The 19,912-nt window shown below is 33.5% G+C and carries 16 protein-coding genes and 1 riboswitch; of the genes, 4 read left to right on the top strand and 12 right to left on the bottom strand.

Annotated elements, in window-relative coordinates:
- Positions 1-345: 345 nt before the first annotated feature.
- Positions 346-519: riboswitch (M-box (ykoK) riboswitch) on the bottom strand.
- A 136-nt stretch (positions 520-655) separates the two neighbouring features.
- From ACTQ54_RS04780 to ACTQ54_RS04760, 5 genes are all read right to left on the bottom strand, one after another.
- Entirely contained in the window at positions 656-1,582 is a 927-nt protein-coding gene (locus tag ACTQ54_RS04780) for a hypothetical protein (protein ID WP_441755018.1), read from the bottom strand.
- A gap of 239 nt (positions 1,583-1,821) precedes the next feature.
- On the bottom strand, positions 1,822-2,433 hold the full coding sequence (locus ACTQ54_RS04775; RefSeq protein WP_441755017.1) for a methyltransferase domain-containing protein: 612 nt from the start codon (positions 2,431-2,433) through the stop codon (positions 1,822-1,824).
- A 70-nt stretch (positions 2,434-2,503) separates the two neighbouring features.
- The gene (locus ACTQ54_RS04770) at positions 2,504-2,875 is read right to left on the bottom strand and encodes a DUF1622 domain-containing protein (protein WP_441755016.1); all 372 of its coding nucleotides are present in this window, start codon (positions 2,873-2,875) and stop codon (positions 2,504-2,506) included.
- Between the two features lie 250 nt (positions 2,876-3,125).
- On the bottom strand, positions 3,126-3,410 hold the full coding sequence (locus ACTQ54_RS04765; protein WP_441755015.1) for a hypothetical protein: 285 nt from the start codon (positions 3,408-3,410) through the stop codon (positions 3,126-3,128).
- 17 nt (positions 3,411-3,427) lie between these two features.
- A complete protein-coding gene (locus tag ACTQ54_RS04760) occupies positions 3,428-3,709 on the bottom strand; it encodes a DUF503 domain-containing protein (RefSeq protein WP_441755014.1) in 282 nt (93 codons plus the stop codon).
- 148 nt (positions 3,710-3,857) lie between these two features.
- Here ACTQ54_RS04760 and ACTQ54_RS04755 point away from each other — a divergent pair, with 148 nt between their 5' ends.
- Together ACTQ54_RS04755 and ACTQ54_RS04750 are read left to right on the top strand one after the other, a co-directional pair.
- The gene (locus ACTQ54_RS04755; protein WP_441755013.1) at positions 3,858-4,433 is read left to right on the top strand and encodes an SOS response-associated peptidase; all 576 of its coding nucleotides are present in this window, start codon (positions 3,858-3,860) and stop codon (positions 4,431-4,433) included.
- Positions 4,434-4,581: 148 nt separating this feature from the next.
- Positions 4,582-4,812, top strand: coding sequence for a hypothetical protein (locus ACTQ54_RS04750; protein WP_441755012.1), 231 nt, complete (start codon positions 4,582-4,584; stop codon positions 4,810-4,812).
- A 123-nt stretch (positions 4,813-4,935) separates the two neighbouring features.
- Here ACTQ54_RS04750 and ACTQ54_RS04745 read toward each other — a convergent pair whose 3' ends face one another.
- The 5 genes from ACTQ54_RS04745 to lspA all read right to left on the bottom strand — a co-directional run bounded on the left by ACTQ54_RS04745 (position 4,936) and on the right by lspA (position 10,085).
- The gene (locus ACTQ54_RS04745; RefSeq protein ID WP_441755011.1) at positions 4,936-6,444 is read right to left on the bottom strand and encodes a pyruvate kinase; all 1,509 of its coding nucleotides are present in this window, start codon (positions 6,442-6,444) and stop codon (positions 4,936-4,938) included.
- A gap of 150 nt (positions 6,445-6,594) precedes the next feature.
- Entirely contained in the window at positions 6,595-7,893 is a 1,299-nt protein-coding gene (gene purB / locus ACTQ54_RS04740) for an adenylosuccinate lyase (protein WP_441755010.1), read from the bottom strand.
- 41 nt (positions 7,894-7,934) lie between these two features.
- A complete protein-coding gene (locus tag ACTQ54_RS04735; RefSeq protein ID WP_441755009.1) occupies positions 7,935-8,663 on the bottom strand; it encodes a DUF2786 domain-containing protein in 729 nt (242 codons plus the stop codon).
- Between the two features lie 13 nt (positions 8,664-8,676).
- Positions 8,677-9,630: an RluA family pseudouridine synthase gene (locus ACTQ54_RS04730; protein WP_441755008.1), complete on the bottom strand. Its 954-nt coding sequence runs from the start codon at positions 9,628-9,630 to the stop codon at positions 8,677-8,679.
- The gene (lspA, locus tag ACTQ54_RS04725; RefSeq protein ID WP_441755007.1) at positions 9,627-10,085 is read right to left on the bottom strand and encodes a signal peptidase II; all 459 of its coding nucleotides are present in this window, start codon (positions 10,083-10,085) and stop codon (positions 9,627-9,629) included. The genes ACTQ54_RS04730 and lspA overlap by 4 nt, the downstream gene beginning before the upstream one ends.
- Before the next feature lie 131 nt (positions 10,086-10,216).
- On the opposite strand from lspA, the gene ACTQ54_RS04720 reads away from it, so the two are divergent.
- Both ACTQ54_RS04720 and ACTQ54_RS04715 read left to right on the top strand, forming a co-directional pair.
- The gene (locus ACTQ54_RS04720) at positions 10,217-10,861 is read left to right on the top strand and encodes a YkyA family protein (protein ID WP_441755006.1); all 645 of its coding nucleotides are present in this window, start codon (positions 10,217-10,219) and stop codon (positions 10,859-10,861) included.
- A gap of 31 nt (positions 10,862-10,892) precedes the next feature.
- Positions 10,893-12,260: a putative glycoside hydrolase gene (locus ACTQ54_RS04715; RefSeq protein ID WP_441755005.1), complete on the top strand. Its 1,368-nt coding sequence runs from the start codon at positions 10,893-10,895 to the stop codon at positions 12,258-12,260.
- 65 nt (positions 12,261-12,325) lie between these two features.
- On the opposite strand, the gene addA is transcribed toward ACTQ54_RS04715, so the two are convergent.
- On the bottom strand, positions 12,326-16,300 hold the full coding sequence (addA, locus tag ACTQ54_RS04710) for a helicase-exonuclease AddAB subunit AddA (protein ID WP_441755004.1): 3,975 nt from the start codon (positions 16,298-16,300) through the stop codon (positions 12,326-12,328).
- Entirely contained in the window at positions 16,293-19,898 is a 3,606-nt protein-coding gene (locus ACTQ54_RS04705) for a PD-(D/E)XK nuclease family protein (protein WP_441755003.1), read from the bottom strand. Before ACTQ54_RS04705 ends, addA begins: the two co-directional genes overlap by 8 nt.
- Between the last annotated feature and the right edge of the window lie 14 nt (positions 19,899-19,912).

The following is a 19,912-nucleotide window of genomic DNA, read 5'->3' as shown; positions in this document are numbered from 1 at the left end:
AAAAGAATTTTAGTAAAAACCATGCAATACTCATAAAAAAAATGAATTCCATTGTGAATTGCATAATATTTCCTCCTTTTTGGGAAACAGAGCTAAATTAAAGTCTTGAATACAAATAGACAATAACGGCTCAAATTTCCCAACTTATTTTGTAAATAATAACTTCGACAACTATCGTCCATTTGTATTCAACCTCCTTTTAAATGTTTAATTAATACGATCTGAGTCATTTGAATGTTGCATGTTACCTTTTTATCAACTGCGTCACCTCCAGATATTTATTTGTAAAACAAAATAGAGCCCTCACAAAAAGTGAGGACTCTAAAAATAGGCACAAAAAAAATATTTGTGATTTCATCGTGGAGTTTCAGCACTATACAACGTAAAAAACAATAATGTTTTTAGCTATTTTGGGAAAAGCCTTAGCTCGATCAATTCCTGTCCTACCCATTCCTGTCTCTCGACATTTTTGGGCAATAGCCTATGTTTGCATAGGAGCCTCACCTAACAAATCTTATTCAGTTTTACTATACTATTATAACATCTAAATATAAGCTGTCAACCTTAAAGTGTAAATAAATTGCCAAACTAGCAAAATCAAATAAAAAATCTACCCAAACAAAATTTGGGTAGATCGAAAGGAAAGGCTATAAAATTATTCAGCAGATTCTTCTGTGCTCTCTTCTTCAACCGTTTCTTCTGTTGATTCAGTAGCATCAGTAGATTCTTCTGTTGTATCATCTGTACTTTCTGTTTCTTCGGTAGCTTCTTCACCAACGAAAGTAATTTCATATGAATCAAAACGTAATTCTGGGTTAACCTTAACCACTAATTCTTCTAACGTTCCGTCTTCCGTAGCTTCTTCATCTCTCCAAGTGTAAGTTGTTACAACACCATCAGATAAGTGAACAAATTGTTGTAAAACAGGTAAACCTAATCTTTCAACAAGTTGCGAATCGAAACCATCTACACTCGATAATTCAACAACTTCTTCTTCAGTAATATCTAATGGTTCATAGTTTGAAGGAATATGGTGTTCAATTTCTAAGTTAGCTAATTCCATACCATTACCTTCATCATAAAATTGAATTGTCAATGTTGTTACATTTAATGGTTCAGCAGAGATATAGCGATGGAATTCACTGCTTCCTGTTTCAGACACTTCTGAAGCAGCATTTTCGCCCACAAATTCATTGAATTGCTCAAGGGTGATTTTTTCACCGTTTGTAGCAGCATCACGCATTGCTAAAATTAAATCATTAGAAATCGTTGATACTTCTTCATATGAATATAAGTTTTCTTCAGGGACATCTTTCAATAATACAATTTTTTCAGTTAATTCTTCTTCAGTAAATGGATTGTCTTCACCAATAGCGAAAAGATCCGTTGGTTCTGTTTCTTCAGTTGCTTCAGACTCAGTCTCTGTTTCAACAGCTTCAGATTCTTCTGTTACTTCTTCACTTACAGATTCTTCTGTTGTTACTTCTTCTGATTCATCTTCTTGTGCAGCAATTGGGAAAGCCGCTAATTGGCTTAATAAGACTGCACCACTTAATAGAGTTAATAATTTTTTGTTTTTCATAACTTAAAAACTTCCTCTCTTAGTAATTTCAATCGTAAAAGTTTATCGATTGAATTATAAGAAGTGTAGCATGAAGATTTTCAAAGTTTAAATTAAACGCTCTTCCAACCAGCGAATAATATTATTTATTAATAGCTATAATCCAGCCATCATGCACATTAATCATCATTCAACATCATATTTGATTATAAAATGATATAAGTATATTAAAAAATAAAAAATAAATATCAGCTATAAAACTAGTCAATCACTGCATGATAGATATTAACAATGTCATTTTTGTCTCTTGTTCCTTCGATTTGTATCGATTCAAATAATTGAATTTGTGGCAGTTGGTCAATTAGATTAATCAGTGCTTGATTAGGATAATAGAAAATTATTTCGATTTCACGAGGATCTTCACAAATAGAATCGAGAATATTTTCAAAAATTTTCTTTACAATTCTTAATGAAAAAGGATTAAAGAAATAAAAAATCGTATCCTCAGCTTGAATTTGATACTCTTCCGCATAACCTTGGTAAATGGTGAAGTCTTGTTCAGAATGGGGATATTTATTTGAATAGTTTTTTAGGTTTTCGTTTAATTCAGAAAAGCTGGTTGGATTGAGCTCAATGCCTACAACACGCTGATTAAATTGGTGATGCAAATAAAACAAGACACGTCCTTTGCCACATCCAAAATCAATAAAACGACCGGTTGTCCTCAAAGCATACTTTTTAAATAATTCATCTAACACATAATAATCGGTTGATTCCGTTTGGAAATTTTCAGGGTAGTCTTTAGCTGATAATCGATTGACTCCAGTAGTATGTATTCCTAATTTTTTATCTCTAATTTTATTATAAAACATCGCTCTCACCTATTATTGATAAAATGAAAGCAGTAAATGGAAACCATCTACTGCTAGTGAAATGTTTTTATTAATTGTTTTGACGATTTTGTTCGATTTTTTGTCTATCTTCTTCAATATTGAAAGCATCGATTTCCCAGTGAATCACAAAGGTCAGAACAATTCTGAGTACGACAACGAAACCTAAAATAAATAACTCATTCAAGTCTCGAACTATTACGGTTTTAATGATCTCTGCCCCAAGTTTAAATTCCAGAGCTAAAGACATCGCTTCTCCAAGTGTTAGCTTAACCGCATGATTATTTAAGTCAAACTTACTTAAAATAAAGAACCAGATAGCTTTAATACTACCATAAGCGATAATTATAATACCTGTAATTTCCAAGAAATGAATAACTAGTGGCGCAAAAGAATGCTCGACAAAACCAAATAGAGTGTCCATAATATCTCCTTCGTAATCATAATCCATATTTGATTGTACCATAGAAAATAATAATATCAATCAAATGATTATTTTCCGGTGTATATTGTTAAATGTTAACAAATTTAGTAATAGGTTTCCCTTTATTATCATAAGTATAACTTCTTGCAGCATTAATATCGCCCATGGCTACGATAATTCGATCCCTTCTAGGTTCAGGCAACTCATCAAATAAAAATCCATCATTTTTCGATAAATTATATTTTTTTCTTTAATCATCAATTTGACCTTGTTTCATTTGCCTATAAGTAGTTTTAGGTAATTGCTCTTCAATCTCCCGTTCAACAATTTTATAAATGTAATCACGATGCCCATATTCAATTCTTGTAACTTGCCCATTAGGCTTTTCTTTAAATTTTTCAGGTTGATATTCATGCAATTCCCACCATGCTTTTATGGCAGAAACAGCATCATCATAGGATTTAAACGTCCCATGTTGCTTCAATTCACCGTTTAATTTATTTTCCCAAAATACAGTATAAACTTTTTTTGTCATTCATATCCGCCCTCTTTCTATAATTCATCCCAATAGCTACTTAAGACATCCACCGAATAGAGCGATTCAATCTCTGCTTGCACTTTATCTAAAATCGACCGTGCCAATTGACGACTATTCGACACACAAGCCATCTCAATGGTTGTTTTATTATGCATATCCAGATCATCTACTTCAGAAATTGCGATATGATATTTATTTCGCATACGATCAATGATGCTTTTCACCGTCTGCCGCTTATCTTTTAGTGAAAAACTATCATGAATGCTATACTGAATTTCACAGACAACAACCGCCATATTCCTTCCTTTCTAATGGAAAAAGACTACACCAATTTGCTTTTGGCTAGCCTCTTTTCATTGCTTGATAATTGCCTTCTCTATATAATAAATATACCTAAAGCTATAAAGAACATCAATGAAAACGCTTGTGAAAAGGAGAGTTGATATGTGTGGTCGATTTTATTTAGATGCCTATCATGACAAAGTGAAAGAGTTTTTAGATATTGTGAGAGAAAAATTTCCTGACCAAAACATTGCGACCGAAGAAGTTTTTCCTTCCAGTACAATTTTAACCCTTGGCTTCAACAAAGAAAAAACGGTCAGCCCCGGCTACACCAAGTGGGGGTTCAGCAACCCACGCAACAAGCAACTCCTCATTAATGCACGTGCTGAAACCGTCACTGAAAAACCAACCTTTAAAGACCCTTTTAATAAATACCGCTGCGTATTTCCTATGAGCGGCTATTATGAATGGGATAAAAATAAACAAAAGCATTTTATCCACACTGATGAAATAATTTATGCTGCCGGCTTTTTCCGCCGACAAGATGATAACTTCGAGTCGATTATTCTAACACAAGATGCTATTCCTGAAATTCAATCAATTCATCATCGTATGCCAGTCTTCATTCCTGAGTCTGCCGTCTTTCAATGGATTGCCGATAGTCATTTTGCCGAAGATTATTTGAAAAACGAAGCTTCAAAGTTACCGTTTGAATTTAGTTCGGCTGTCCAGGATTAGTGAGTGTTTGAGTGCTGATTAGGCAGTTTGGTTGCCTTGGTTTGTCAGTTTAGGGGCTAAATAGACAGTTGGGGTAGCTTGATTCGAGTCAAGTCCATAAAATTGTGTAAATTGAATAAGTTGAGCTTCTGACGTATAAATGTCTATTTTGTGTCAGAATAGCACTGGATCAGACGAAACCTTGCTTATTATTCGTCTGATTAGCCTTGGTTCAGACGAAAAGTCGCCTGTTATTCGTCAGATCAATCCTGGATCAGACGAAAAGTTGCCTGTTATTCGTCAGATCAACCCTAGATCAGACGAAAAGTTGCCTGTTATTCGTCTAATCAGTCTGGGTTCCTCAACTGTCAGGTCTTTTAACTGTAAGTTTAGGACCTAAATAGATTATTCAAGAGCGTTGATTTGTCTGTTTAGCTAATCTCACTATACAAAAAAACAACCCCCACCCTAACGACAGTACAAACAATTGTTAGAGTGGATGTTTTTGATATTTAGCACAGATTTACTTTTCGATTTCTATGCCTTTCATTTTGGCGATATTTAATGCTCTTAATTTTGAGGTCTTCTTATAAAGATGTTCTTGCATTTTCTCCAGAATCTGGTCGAGCATATCGATCGCTTCAATCACAAAATCACCTTTATTTAACATAACACAATCGGCTCGTGCAGATTCAGCCGCATCTGTTAACTCAGAACGTGTTGGAATACCTTTGTTGATCATATTGGCTAGCACTTCTGTACCCCAAACAACAGGAATACTGGCCGCTTCACATAACCATAAAATTTCGTGTTGCAATTCAGTCAGATGAATATAACCACTTTCAACCGCAAGGTCACCCCGCGCAATCATGATACTAAATGGATTTTTACTTGAAGCTGTCATAATAATTTCAGGAAGATTTTCAATGGCTTGGACGGTTTCAATTTTAGCCAAAAGCGCTTTTTCATTAGCCTTATCTCCTAAATGCTTTTTCAATTCATTTTGGATTTCAATGATATCTTGACCATGACGTACAAAAGAGCATGCAATAATATCTGCGTGAGCACTGGCAAATTTAATATCATTGCGGTCTTTATCTGATAAGATATTGACTTCGAATTGCGTTTTTGGAAAATTAAGGCCTTTTTCAGCTTTTAAGCGGACTGATTTTCCTTTCACTTTGGTCACTAAAAGATGAATAGCATGTTCATCCACTTTTTCAACCACTGTTTCTATTGAGCCATCATCAATTAATACAGGGTCATTGACTTTGACTGCTTGGATAATTTCTTCAACATCAAAACCAGCGACGACATTGGCTTCATTCATTTCAGGTAATTGATTATAGTCACTGGTCAAAATCAAACGATCATCCACTCTTAATTTAGGATTTTTTAAACGTGTAAAAATCCAATCTGTCCTAATTTTTGGTCCAGCAATATCAAGCATAATTTTAACTTCTTGATTAAGTTCGTCTGCCGCTTCACGTATTATTTCAATCATTTGCGACCATTCTTCTTCGGTATCATGGGCACAATTAATTCGCGCCACATTCATCCCCGCTTCAATCAAGGAACGGACATATTCGCGATCATACGCAGCTTCAGTCGGCATGGTTACCATAATACGGCCATGACGATTATTAGGTTCTACCCCAAAATGGTGTTCAATATTTTCATGTAACTGCTTCTCCCCCACCACAAAAGACTCATTGCTAGGAAAACTAATGTCTGTTTCTCTATTTGCTAATAGCGATAAATTAAATATCACTGCTTCCAAGCTGCTCATCGTTTTAGACTCAAGTCTTCCTAAGGATGATAAACCTAAAGGTACCAATTGTTCCTGAATTTTGCGAATATCATGATTGCGTAATGCTAAATAGTAACTAAAGTTTTTAGCACTTTCTAAAAAGGACTCTAGTTCAATATGCTTTTCCCAATGTTTAAAATATTGAAGTCCTGTGTGTTCAACATCATTATACAATTCGATTAATTCATCTAAAACTTGATTAACACTTATTGATTCAATCATCTTTTATACCAACTCCTAAAGTGTATGATACTTATAATATGACAGATATTTATTGAAATGACAAATTTATCATTAATAAAATCATATATCTATAAAATATAAAAAAGTACTTTCAAGATAATAAGATCTTTAAAAGTACTTTTAGCATATTTATTCTAAACCTACACGTTTAAAAATGGTATCCACATTTTTTAAATGATACATCGGATCAAATAATTCATCTAATTCCTCTTTGGATAAAATAGTATTAATACTTTCATCCGCATGCACTAAATCAATAAATGACTTTTGTTCATCCCAGGCAATTTTTGTGAGTGGCTGAACCGAATCATAAGCTGATTCTCTAGTTAAGCCTTTATCGATTAATTTTAGCATTACTCTTTGTGAATAAATAAGTCCAAATGTTTTATCCATATTAGCGAGCATATTTTCTGGCAATACAGTTAGCTCATCAATAATTTTCGCAAAGCGGTTTAATTGGTAATTTAATAGAGTTGTGATGTCGGGTAACATAATCCGTTCAGCTGAAGAATGTGAAATATCTCTTTCATGCCACAAAGACACATTTTCATAAGCAGGAATCATATATCCTCGTATAATCCGAGCGAGACCTGTCACATTTTCACTACCAATGGGATTCCGTTTATGTGGCATAGCCGATGACCCTTTTTGACCAGCAGCAAAAAATTCTTCCACTTCACGCGTTTCTGATTTTTGTAAGGCTCTAATTTCGGCCGCAAAACGTTCAACTGAAGTCGCAATTAAAGCCATGGTTGCGATATAATTTGCATGCAAGTCACGTGGTAAAACTTGTGTGGAAATATCTTGCGGTCTAATTCCAAGCGTTTCACAAACATAAGCCTCAACTTCAGGCGGTGTATTAGCAAAAGTCCCGACCGCACCGGAAATTTTTCCTGCTTCAACTTCTTCACTGGCTAGAGCAAAACGTTTTTGATGGCGTTTAAGTTCGGCATAAAAACCTGCTAATTTTAAGCCAAATGTAGTTGGTTCTGCATGAACACCATGGGTTCGTCCAATTTGAATGGTATATTTATGTTCAATCGCTTTTTTTCCAACTACTTCAATCAGATGATTCAGATCATTTTTTATTATTGTATTGACTTGTTTTAATTGATAGCCGTATGCTGTATCCACTACATCGGTACTGGTTAAACCATAGTGAATCCATTTACTCTCATTACCTAAACTTTCGCTGACACAACGTGTAAAAGCAACAACATCGTGACGTGTTTCAGCTTCTAATTCTTCAATGCGCTCAACTGTAAAAGTTGCATTTTCACGGATAAGGTCCACATCTGATTGTGGAATTTCTCCTAAATTGGCCCAAGCTTGACAAGCTTCAATCTCAACGGCTAGCCAGCTGTCATATTTTGTTTGTAACGACCAAATATCGCGCATTTCTGGTCGTGTATATCGTTCAATTGTCATAGTGTCTCCTTTAAAAATAAATAATTTTGGTAAAATACTATTTACTTCTTTTCCTGATTAGAAGTATCAAGATATTTATTCGTTAATGATATTGATGTCCCTTTTGAGTAACCTTCGCTATAAGAAAGACTTTCTTTATTGGATTCAGGTATTTTAAAAGATAAAGAGCCTTTAACCTCTTTTTGAAAAGCATCTTGAACATCTTGTGGTGTTAACATCATTAAGGCAAACTCATCATTTTCAGCTTGCATTTCTGCTCTTTGGTCGATAAATTTTTGATCTAAACCGTCCATAAAGCCTTGATAATAAGCTCTTCTGATTTGGTTAGAATCATTTCTTTGATTGGATTTTTTATCTGTTAAGTCTTTTAGATGTTGGCTTGCATGATACCGCATTGCTTGACTGGCTAAATGATAAACTTCATAAGCTAATTCAACATCTTCAGGGTAACCCATTAATACAATTTTCCGTTGAATACTTGTTTGATGCGGCAGCCGATTACTTTGGATATAAAACATCACGCGGAAATTTTCAGCAATGATGCGCACTAATATTTTCTCCCACCAATATAGACGCTTATATACTGACAGTGATTTAACAATAATTTTCTGTTCACCATGTTCATTAACGTCATTTTGTGAAATTTTGTATTTTAACATCAGCTTTTGTGCCATTAATAAGGCAGTTTGACTTTCTTCATCGTTATTACCATCTTCTGCTAATGATAATAAATTTTTAATTTTATCAATAATTTTATCGTTTGACGACATTTATTCACCTTCTTTATAACTTCGCCGCTGTTTCGATAATAGCTAACATGTCTTCAGGTAATTCACTCGTATATTGTACCATTTCTTGGCTGTCCGGATGTGTGAATTTTAAACTTTTAGCATGTAGCCATTGCCCATTGTCTAATAGTGACAAAGGATTTTTCGTAGATTTTTGAACGCCCCTTTGATAAATAGGATCGCCCACAATTGGATGACCAATATATTCTAGGTGTACTCTAATCTGATGTGTGCGGCCTGTTTCTAGATTTAACTCAACTAAACTGGTATTCTCATACCGTTCAACTACTTTAAAATGAGTAATAGCCTCTTTTCCCTCGATATGGGCTGACCAACGTAAGCGGTCATGAGTATCTCGTTTCAAAGGAACATCGATGGTACCTTCATCGACTTTAACAACCCCGTGGACTAATGCAACATATGTTCTAGCCATACTGTGGTTAATTAACTGGTCGCTTAATTTTTGATGCGTTTGATTATCTTTTGCTATAACAATTAAACCAGAAGTATCTTTATCAATCCGATGAACGATTCCAGGACGATAAATATGACTGCCGTTTGACAAATTATTTTTTCCTAAATAAAAAATTAAGGCATTTACTAAGGTGCCATTGGGATGACCTTTTGAGGGATGAACGACCATGTTTTTCGGTTTATTAACCACTAATAAATAACTATCTTCATGAACAATATTTAATGGAATTTCTTCCCCATGCAATTCAATAATTTCATCATCTAGTATTTCAGCTGTCGGTATCACATAATTGATGATTTCATCACCTTTTAACTGGAAATTGGATTTTTCAACTTTGTTATTGACTAAAACTTGCCCGTCTTTGATTAACTTTTGAATACTAGATCGGCTCTCATCAATAATTTGCGATAGTACTGTATCTAAGCGACCTGTTTCGCCAGCTAGTTGTATTGATTTAGTATTGTTATTTATCATAGTATTGTGTCACCTTCTTCGTGAAATAAAATAATTAATATGATCATGATTACACCAATCGTTAGCGCAATATCAGCTATATTAAAAATCGGGAAATTAATAAAGCTTAAACGAAACATATCGACTACATAATTGAACCGAATGCGGTCGATGAAATTCCCCAATGTACCGCCTAGTAATAAACCTAATGCTATTAGAAGAAAATTACCTTTAAAACGATTTTTATAGATTAAATACACTAAGTAGACTATCATTATTAACGTTACAATATAAAACAACCACATTTGACCGGAGAAGATACCCCAGCCTGCCCCGTCATTTCTAATATGATAAAAATCAAAGAAGCCATCTATTAAAGGCATCGATTCATAGAGAGCTAGATGGTGTATAACCCAGTTTTTTATATATTGATCTAGCAAAATGATAAAAAAAGCAGTAAAAAAGCTAAGAATCATGATATTCTCCTTGTTAAAGTGCAATGTTTTTATGTATAATCCTTGTATGAATAATAACTTATATTATATACTAATTTTGATGTAATATGAAATTTTAATTTTAGTACAATGTACTAACAGAAGGAGTCCCTATGAAGTCAATTTCTAAAATTGTTGGATTACTATTATTATCATTTGTTTTAATTGCATGTGATAATTCTGTAAATCGAGCAGACAATACAATCGGTTTGATTCATGAAAAAGTTACCATGATTATTAATGAGTTAGACCAAATTCAAACATATGAAAGTAATTTACAAGCAGATTTTGAGTCAACGCTTAAAGATGCCAATGATGATTTAAGCATTTTTAATAATTCAGATACTTTAATCGCACAGAATATACAAAAACGCAAAGAACATGTTGAAGCATTAAAAGTTCAAGTTGATGAGTTAGTTGAACTCACCCCTGAGCTAGAAACATTAATGGATGCTGAAGTGTTACCTACTTCGCAATTCCAACAAGTCAACCAAATGATTGATCAACTTGCGAACGATATTAACTATTATATCGATAATTATGAATCAAATTTAGAGTTAGAATCCATGACCTTTAAATCCATTGGTCATCCAGAGACAGAATATCAATCATTTTTTGGCGTATTTGACAATATTAATAAAATTAGTACCTATAATTTGATGAACTTAGATAAAGTTTTAGGACAATTTGAACCTATGAACGCTTTACTCATCAATATAAAAGTCTTTTTAGTAAATCTACAAGAATCAATGGAGTAATTTTGCAGGTGCCAATTAAGTGAGGATAATTATGACAAAATCAAAATTTAAAAAATTAGTTTACGCAGTTAGTCTGTTAACTGTCAGTACAGTGCTACTAGTTGCTTGCAATCAAAAACCAAAAGAAACAAATGAACCTACTTCTCAATATTATGTTTTACCGGAAGTAACTGTTCAATATGATGACGCAGCTGTCCAAGAGTTTAATTCACGTCGCAATCAAGGACAAACTAATCGCTATGAAAGCTTAGTGATTCCTAATCAAATGCTTTTAAGACGACCAGATAATTTACCTTCATCGCTCTTTTATGATAGTGGTATCGAAATAGCTTATCCAGAAGATGGTGTTAAAGGTATTTATTTAACCGCTGAAAATGTAGCATCAACTGAAGATTTTGATTATTTAGTTGATCTTATTAATCGTACTGATTTAAATGCGATGGTAATTGACTTTAAAGATGACTATGGCAATATCATTTCAGTTAACGAATCAGATAATCCAATTGTTCAAGCCAATACTAGTGAATATCTCGATTTAAGAGAGACTTTAAAGATATTAGAAGAAAATAATATCTATCCTATCGCACGTATTGTTACATTTAAGGATTATTTATATGCAACAGACTATCCAGAACATAGTTTCCATGATGCTGTTACAGGTGAAATTTGGGAAGATGGGAATGGCGCTCGATTTATTAACCCATTCTCACAAGAAGTTTGGGATTACACGATTGATGTAGCCATTGAAGCGGCTAAAATGGGATTCAAAGATATTCAATTTGACTATGTTCGCTTCCCAGAAGGATTCGAAACATTTGAAGAAACATTAGATTACGATATTGGTCGTTTTAGTACATATGTCTCAGAAGATCCGGAACATTATGGTGAAGAACGTGTTACAGCCATTACACAATTTTTAGCCTATGCAAAAGAACAATTAGCACCTTATGGTGTCAATATCAGTGCTGACGTCTTTGGTTATACTGCTGTTGCAGGTAATAGTCCGGACGTTCGCGGTATAGGACAAAACTTTTCCCAAATGGCTGAAGAAGTAGATGCCATTTCATCTATGATTTACCCTTCACACTGGGGAACAGAATTCTTTGGTATCTTATATCCAGATTTACATCCATTTGAGACAATTGATGAATACATGTTCTCTGAAGAGTTAGCTTTACAAAATGTTCAGAATGATGTCATTACCCGTCCATGGTTACAAGATTTTACGGATTATTATTCAAATCCGGATGGAGCTTGGCAAGAATATGGACCATATGAAGTTCAAGAACAAATCGATGCACTTTTAAAACATGATGTCCACGAATTTTTACTATGGAATGCTGCTGGTATTTACAATGAAGGTGTCGATTATGCACCTGAGCAAATAACAACACGATAAAATAATTAAGACAAAAGAAAAACTGATTTAGACACTTTTAAATATGTGTCTAAATCAGTTTTTTGTTAACTAAATACGATTAACTCATCAGTATCCACCCAAACAACTTGTTCAAAGTCTAATAAAACTAAACCAGCTCGATTGACTGGCGATTGTGTGGCCGATATTAAGGCTTCTCGATATAAACTTAACTGAAATCGATAACGGGCTTTGACTGATTCAATTTGTTCGTCTTTACTTAATTTATCCAAAGGACGAAAACGATCGGTTTTATAATCGATTAAAAACAAACTACCATCTTCAGTTTTCAAATAGCTATCAATCACCCCATGAATCAGCAATTGATCATCTGCTAATTCTTTTATCTCAAGATCATCTAATTGCTGACTAAATATTGTTTTAGCGGCTATTAGCATTGAAAAAGCTTTTTCGCGGTTCAGTTGCTGAGGATTATCAATCATTAGTTGTCCCAGATCTGAGTGTAAAAACCAAATTATTTTATCCATTAATAAATGTTCAACATGCTCTTGGCTAATTAATTGAGCAGCCACAAATTCATTCACTTGTTGTGTTAATATCTCAGAATAATTTGTGACATTTTGAAAGCGTGAGAAATCAATCTGTTGTAAGATAAAGTGCATATAAGTCCCAATATCAGCATAGGAAATAGACTCTTGCTGCATAAATAAAGGTGCTTCAAAAGTATCAGAAGTATATCGAATACCGTGAATCTGTTCAATTTGTTCAACTTCATCAACTTCTTCTATATCAGCAGGAATATGAAGTATTGAATTCATACTGCGGTCTGTAAAGTGACTTAATTTTTCTATTCTAGGTTCTTCATATAAACGTTTTAATTCTGAAACAGACTGATAACTGGAAGTATGCGCAGCTAATTGATAGGGATATTCCGATTCCATCATTTGTCTTATATGTTGAACCACTTCAGAGTCGTTTCTTACTTCCTTATTTTTTAATTGACTGATAAAATGTTGACGCCATTTTTGTTCCATTTCAAAATCATTTTGTAATTGCTCACTGGGCATGGCCATTTGAATTTGATTTTGGCTAAAGTATTGAAGATCAATTTGATTTAAATCAAAATTTGAAATGGAATCATCTGACTGTTTGATTGCCATGGCTTGTAATATCCAATCCAACCAACTCTGTGCTTTTTGTCTTTCGTGAGTGGCAATAGTTAATTGATTTGGAGCTGTAATATTTCTTACTTCATCTTGTAATTGCTCTACTTTTTCTTGAGAAGTGACTGTTCCAATCATAATCAATTTTTGTTCGCAACGTGTTAATGCCACATATAATTTACGCATTTCTTCTGCTTTCAATTGATTTGTTTTTTCTATTTTTAATGCCTGTTTGACTAGCGATTGATATTTAGTCATTGTTTGATAGTCGTGCAAATCGATCCCTAATCCATAGTTTTTGGAAGCAATATACCGCTTATGGTTGACATCCGTCAAATTAAATTTTTTCCCCATATTCAATAAGTATACGAGTGGAAATTCTAAACCTTTACTAGCATGCACTGTCATAATTCGAACAAAATTTTGGTTTCCATCTAATAATACAGGTTCAGCTAAATCGTTCTCTCTTTGAATGACTTTTTCAATATAATTAACAAATCCAAAAACACCTTTATAAGACGTCTTTTGAAATTGGGCAGCACGTTCATAAAAAGCATGTAAATTAATTTGCCTTTGTGAGCCATTCGTCAATCCCACAACATAATCCAAATAATTTGTTTCTTGATAGATTGTCCAAATCAATTCGACTAAAGACACCGTTTGTGATAAATGCTGCCAATGATTTAACTGTTTTAAAAAGACAATTAACTTCGAATAAATATCCCTTTCAATATTCGTAGGATTTTTAATCGATGAGAAATTTTCAACATAATGGACTACTGCTTGATAATATGCCCCATAAGGATGTGAAATACGAATCTGACTTAATTCTTCATCCGATAAATTAACAAAAAATGACCGTAAAATAGCAACTAATGGCAAGTCTTGAACAGGATTATCGATAATTTTTAATAAGGCAATCATCAGTCTGATTTCTTGTCGTTGAAAGAAACTTTCAACTTTTTGAGCATATAAAGGGATGCCGTAGGATTCAAAAACCTGTTGAACCGTTAAAAATGGGAATTTTGTCGATGTTAGTATAACAATATCAGAATATTCTAGCGGTCTTTGTTTAACATTTTTGTTTTCCTTATCAAACACTAGAAACCTATTCACAATTTTTTCTTGAATATTTTGAGCTAAAATATGGGCCTCCGCTTCAATACTCTTATCAAATATTTCTTCTTCAGCAAATGATTCGATTTCTTCATCAACAAAGCCTTCTTCATCTTGGTCGCCATCCTTTACATTTAACAACAACTCAATGTTAAAAGCCTCATCAGGTGGATTTGGTAGGAAACTTGTATTCCCTACTTTTAAGGCTTCATTGTAGCCATAATTCATTTCACCAAAATCTTCCGTCATCAAACGTTCAAAAATGAAATTTGAAAACTCAAGAATTTCAGCGCGTGAACGATAGTTTTTACCTAATATAATTAATTCATTTTCATCCTCAGTTTGATATGCGTGATATTTATTTAAAAACAAACTAGGTTCAGCCATTCTAAAACCATAAATTGACTGTTTGACATCGCCTACCATGAATAAATTACTGGCTTGATTGGTGTCTTCCCTTGATAAGCTCGTTAAAATAGCAGCTTGAATATCGTTGATATCCTGATATTCATCGACTAAAATTTCCTTAAATAATTTTTGATAATATTTTGCTGCAACACTGGCTTCTCTTTTTTGACTTTCCTGATTAAAGGGCATCAAAATATCTAAGGTCAAGTGTTCTAAATCATTATAATCAATAACATTAGATTCTGATTTTTTAATATCTAAACAATCTTGAAACATTTGTGTCAGTTGACTCAATTGATAAATTATTCCATGAACTTGCTCTTCAACAGCCAGACTTTGTTCGAAGTTATACGGAAAAATAGTCATAATTTGTTTGCTAACTTGGTCTTTGGCCTTATCTCGAAGCTGTTTCATCTCATTAATTGCTTCATAATCTTCATTTTTCTTGCTGTTACTTTTCCAACGACCAAAACTTAAACCAGCCATAGTTTGATATAGTTTCTCGATTGAATTTTCATTAATCATTTCAAGTATTAATCTTAATTGTTCTTTTTCCTCTCGAATTGTCGCTTCATAATCATCAATCGATTTTTGACTTAAAGTTAGTAAAATAGATTCTGCTTGTTCTAACAAAGCATAACTGCTCATAGCAGCGGTATTTATTTGAGCTTTAATGGTTTTTTGGAATAATTCTGTTTTTGCAAAAGTAGCTAAATTTGAGTTTGCCTCAACCATGTCGCTAAGCCAGCGCTTGGGTTCTGTATGTGAACTCGCAAATAAATATAGTTCTTTGACAACATTAAATAAACCACTGTCACTGCGTGAATTTGAAAAACGAGCTAATAAATTTAATAAATCTTCCGACGAAATCGTAGCGGATAATTCAGCGCTTTCCTCTGTCCAAATGCGATTAACGACTTCTGTCCAGGCTTCCTCATACAGCAACTCTTTTTGGGTCTCATCCGTTAATAATTCAAAATTTGGATTAAAGTCAATAAGATAGAAAAACTGTTGGATTACTTGCAAACAAAAACTGTGTAATGTCCGAATATGAGCGTTGGGTAATTTATTTAATTGATCTAATAAATATCGCTTCAATTCACCATCCATAGTATTAGAAACTGCTGTTTTCAAGCTAGATTCCATTCGACTTTTCATTTCATTCGCGGCTAATTCTGTAAATGTTACAACTAATAATTCATCGATAGAGGCATAACTATCTTGTATGTGGTATAAAATACGCTCAATTAAGACTTTTGTTTTACCAGAACCAGCAGAGGCAGACACCAGAATATTTGATCCTACCGTATGGATTGCTTGCCATTGCTCATCATTATATATTGATTGGCTTGGCTTGATAGGTATTTTACGCATCGTATCCCTCCTCTATTAATTGTTGTTTAATGGTATCAAATAATTTATCTTTCGTTAGGTTTTTATTGCGATAAACATTGTAATGAATGGTTGAATCAAAGCCACTAATCGCCCGATATTCTGCTTGTAGAGACAAGGTGTAAGCATCGTCTTTAAATGGCTGCAAGGTTATTTTACCTGACATAATTTCTTCCCCTGCTTTTGTAATTAAATAATGGGTATATTGGCTGAGAAGCTTAAATTCGTCTGCTGTAATAACACTCGAGTTTTTACTATAATCTCCACTTTTAAGTAGAGATGCAGGATATAGTTGACTCGTCTTCTTTTCGCTCAATAATGGTTCCACCTGGTCTAATATTTGCGAATCAACGGTTAAAAAGCCTTTAAAACGGTTATCTTCCATAAGTTTTTCCGTCATCAAATCAGCATTATTTTGCAACTGGAAACTCTCATTCGTTGCTTTTTGATATTGCTGCTTCATAATTGTATGATAAAAAGCCCCTAACGGCTCATGTCCTTGAAAATTATGTAAAGCGATATTTAAGTAAGTAAGGATTTGTAAATCTGTCCCATAATAAATATCTAAAGGATTAAAGTCTTTCTTACCTGATTTATAGTCAACAATTTGTAAATAAGACCTTTGATCATTGATTTGAATTAGGTCAATCCGATCAATTTTCCCACTGATACTTAATCGTGTTCCATTTGATAATTGATATTCAAAGCCTTTAAGTGGTTGATTGATACCAAAGGTTGCTTCTGTTGTTAGTATCTCCATGGGAATTCTTCGTTGCTGCATTTGTGCTACTTGGGTAAATTGATACAGTGTACGATTGATTTGTTGTTGAATCGCTTCAAAACGAGGTTGACTTTTTAATAAGTTAAAACGATTGTCATCAGCCATTGAAGCTAAAGTTTGTAAATAGACTTGTTCAAATTCAGTTGGAGTTAAGTCAGACAACAACATATTTTTCTGATTTAAATCCGTCATCAAACGATCTAAAAATTCATGCATATAATCACCTGTTTTGGCAGGCGTTAATTGAAATTGTTCCCGTTCTCGTAAACGTAAACCATAGGTTAGGAAATGACTGAAAGGATCTTTATAATATTGTTCCAGCTTAGAAATCGACAAATTAATTTGTTGTCCATATAAGGCTTTGGCTGTATCTGCTTCGATATAGTCTGGTAATGGATTGCCAAATAAGATAGCTTGTAAAATTTGAAATAAAGGCCGATTTTGACCTTGTAAATGCTTGGAATGGTAGGTTTCAATAGTATGTATTAAACTCAGCAAAGCCGATGATACAGGGGTTTTATCCTGCATATGATAACGAACCATCGAAATGGCAGGTGTTAACTGAATTGGATAACGACCAAAATCACTTGAATGAATACTTGCTTGACTAAAGTAATTTGTCTGCGAATCAAAAGTAGTCATTGGAATCTTAAATTCTCTTTGTAATTCTTTTAAATGGGCTGCCAATTCTAGCTGTTGATCATTGACATTACTCGCATAGCTTATATACAGTTGGTCAGTTGCATTTAAAAGTAATTGATGGATAAGCAATAACTCTAAATGACTTTGCTTTTGTACATTGTCCGTTAAATATTGATAAATTTCTAAATTTTCTTGCAATTTATGTCTGTTTTCTGAGGTTAATAAAGAATCATTTTCTTGATATTGTGGCAGAACCTGATGATTAGCCCCAATAATAAAACAAATTTTAGCTGGTTGAACTTGTGGACTGACCATATTGGTAATGGTCACTTGATCCATTGTAGGCGGAATAATATGGTAGTTCCCTTCATTTAAACCTGCCATAATCAATTCAGTAAATACATCAAAGCTAACCTTTTCCTTGCCATAAAGTTGATGAAACTCATTTAAAGTGTCAACCAATACTTGCCAAACTTGTTCATGCTGACGTGAAGCTTCTATATCCCCAGCTTCTATTGACTGATCACGTAAAAAGATCAAACGGTCTTTAACCCCACTCTTTTCAATTAATTGATATAACCATCGTGCTCCTTCTTCACCGGTAAAGCTATTTTTCCATTGCTGAAGTGGTTGTGCAATCGTCTCTACCATCCAAGTTCTTAAAGAATGAGTTAATGCCCCAATCGTTAACTTTGTTTTTTCTCCTACTACATTTTCATATAAGATATCTTCTTGATCAAAAGACCATTTAAAATTTAAATCGGTAAATCGATAACTCAAATAGCCATTAGCTAAAATGGTATTTTCTAATAAATACTTTTGATGTTGAAACTCTTCAATTTCTTGATTCGTCCACATTAATTCATCATCTGTTGCTTTATTTGGATAATATAGGTCAGACTTTAAGACATACATTAAATCGTTAAATTGCCAATTATAACGTTTTAAATTTAGTACTGATTCAATCCACAACATTAAAGGATGCTGATCCATCAATGACCGATGATCAAAGAAATAAGGGATTTCATTCATTTTAAAATAAGGTCCAACAATATCTTGATACCGATCCATATCACGGGCAACCACTAAAATATCATGATAGCGATAACCCATTTTATGAACTAAATAATGTATTTGATTACTTAAATGTCTGATTTCTGTTTGTGGACAATCTGATTGCCAATAAAAGACATTTTCTATTTCAATCATCGAATTTTCTGAGCTTGTAGTCTGATCTTGATTGATTTCCTTAAAATGCTTAGCTAGTCGCAAAATATCTTTACGATAATTATAGTAAGGTCCTTGAATTTCCCAATATTCATCCACCTCTAATTGCAAGAATCCAGCCATTTCTTTCATTTGTAAGTAGGTATTTTTTGGCACTTGACTGATAGGCAACCATTGTTGATTAAATAAATCTTCCTCATTTAATGGCAAGGTTACCCACACTTGCGTAAAGGAACGAACCATCTCCATAATTAAAGCCATTTGTTGTGCATCAAAAAAGTAAAAATGATCAATAAATACATAGTGATTGTCAAACGTTGGGCCATTTCGTAACAATTGGATCAAATCGTCATATGATTGGTAATTAGCTAATTCAAGCCCTTCAATCGCTTCAATATAAGCTTGGTACAATAAAGCAATTTCTCTTAATCGCTGTGCTTCAACATCATATTCTTCATCTATTTCAACAGCAAAATCACTATTTAATTCCATCGAATAAATATCTTCTGCTAAAATTCGGCCTTCATATAACTCTTCAAACAAGGCTAACAACTTTTCGATGAAACCTTGATAATTAATTTGATTACGGTACACAATCAACTCTTCTTGTTTGGCTTGTAAGATTTGTCGAATTAACATACTTAAACCAACTTTAGTTAATTGTGTCTTTGCTTTTAAATTGGCTGGCAACATAAACCATGCTAATCGCGTAAAACTCATTACTTGAATATCAAGCATAGCCTGCTTATCTGTTTGTAAAAAGTCTTTCATTTCATTTAAAAGCAAAGTTTCCATATCAAATTTTACGTGTTCAGGCACAATAAAATAAATAATCGCCGCTGGATTCTTTTCTTTAATCTCTAATATTTTCCTGCTTAAAACACGTTTTTTGTTGGCACTTAAATCACCTAAAACAAATTGTAAAGCCATAGGTATCTCCTTTA

This window comes from Fundicoccus sp. Sow4_H7 (assembly GCF_052115865.1).
Taxonomy (GTDB): domain Bacteria; phylum Bacillota; class Bacilli; order Lactobacillales; family Aerococcaceae; genus Fundicoccus_A.
The sequence above is the reverse complement of the archived record's forward strand: the minus strand, read 5'-3'. Positions and strand labels throughout refer to the sequence as shown.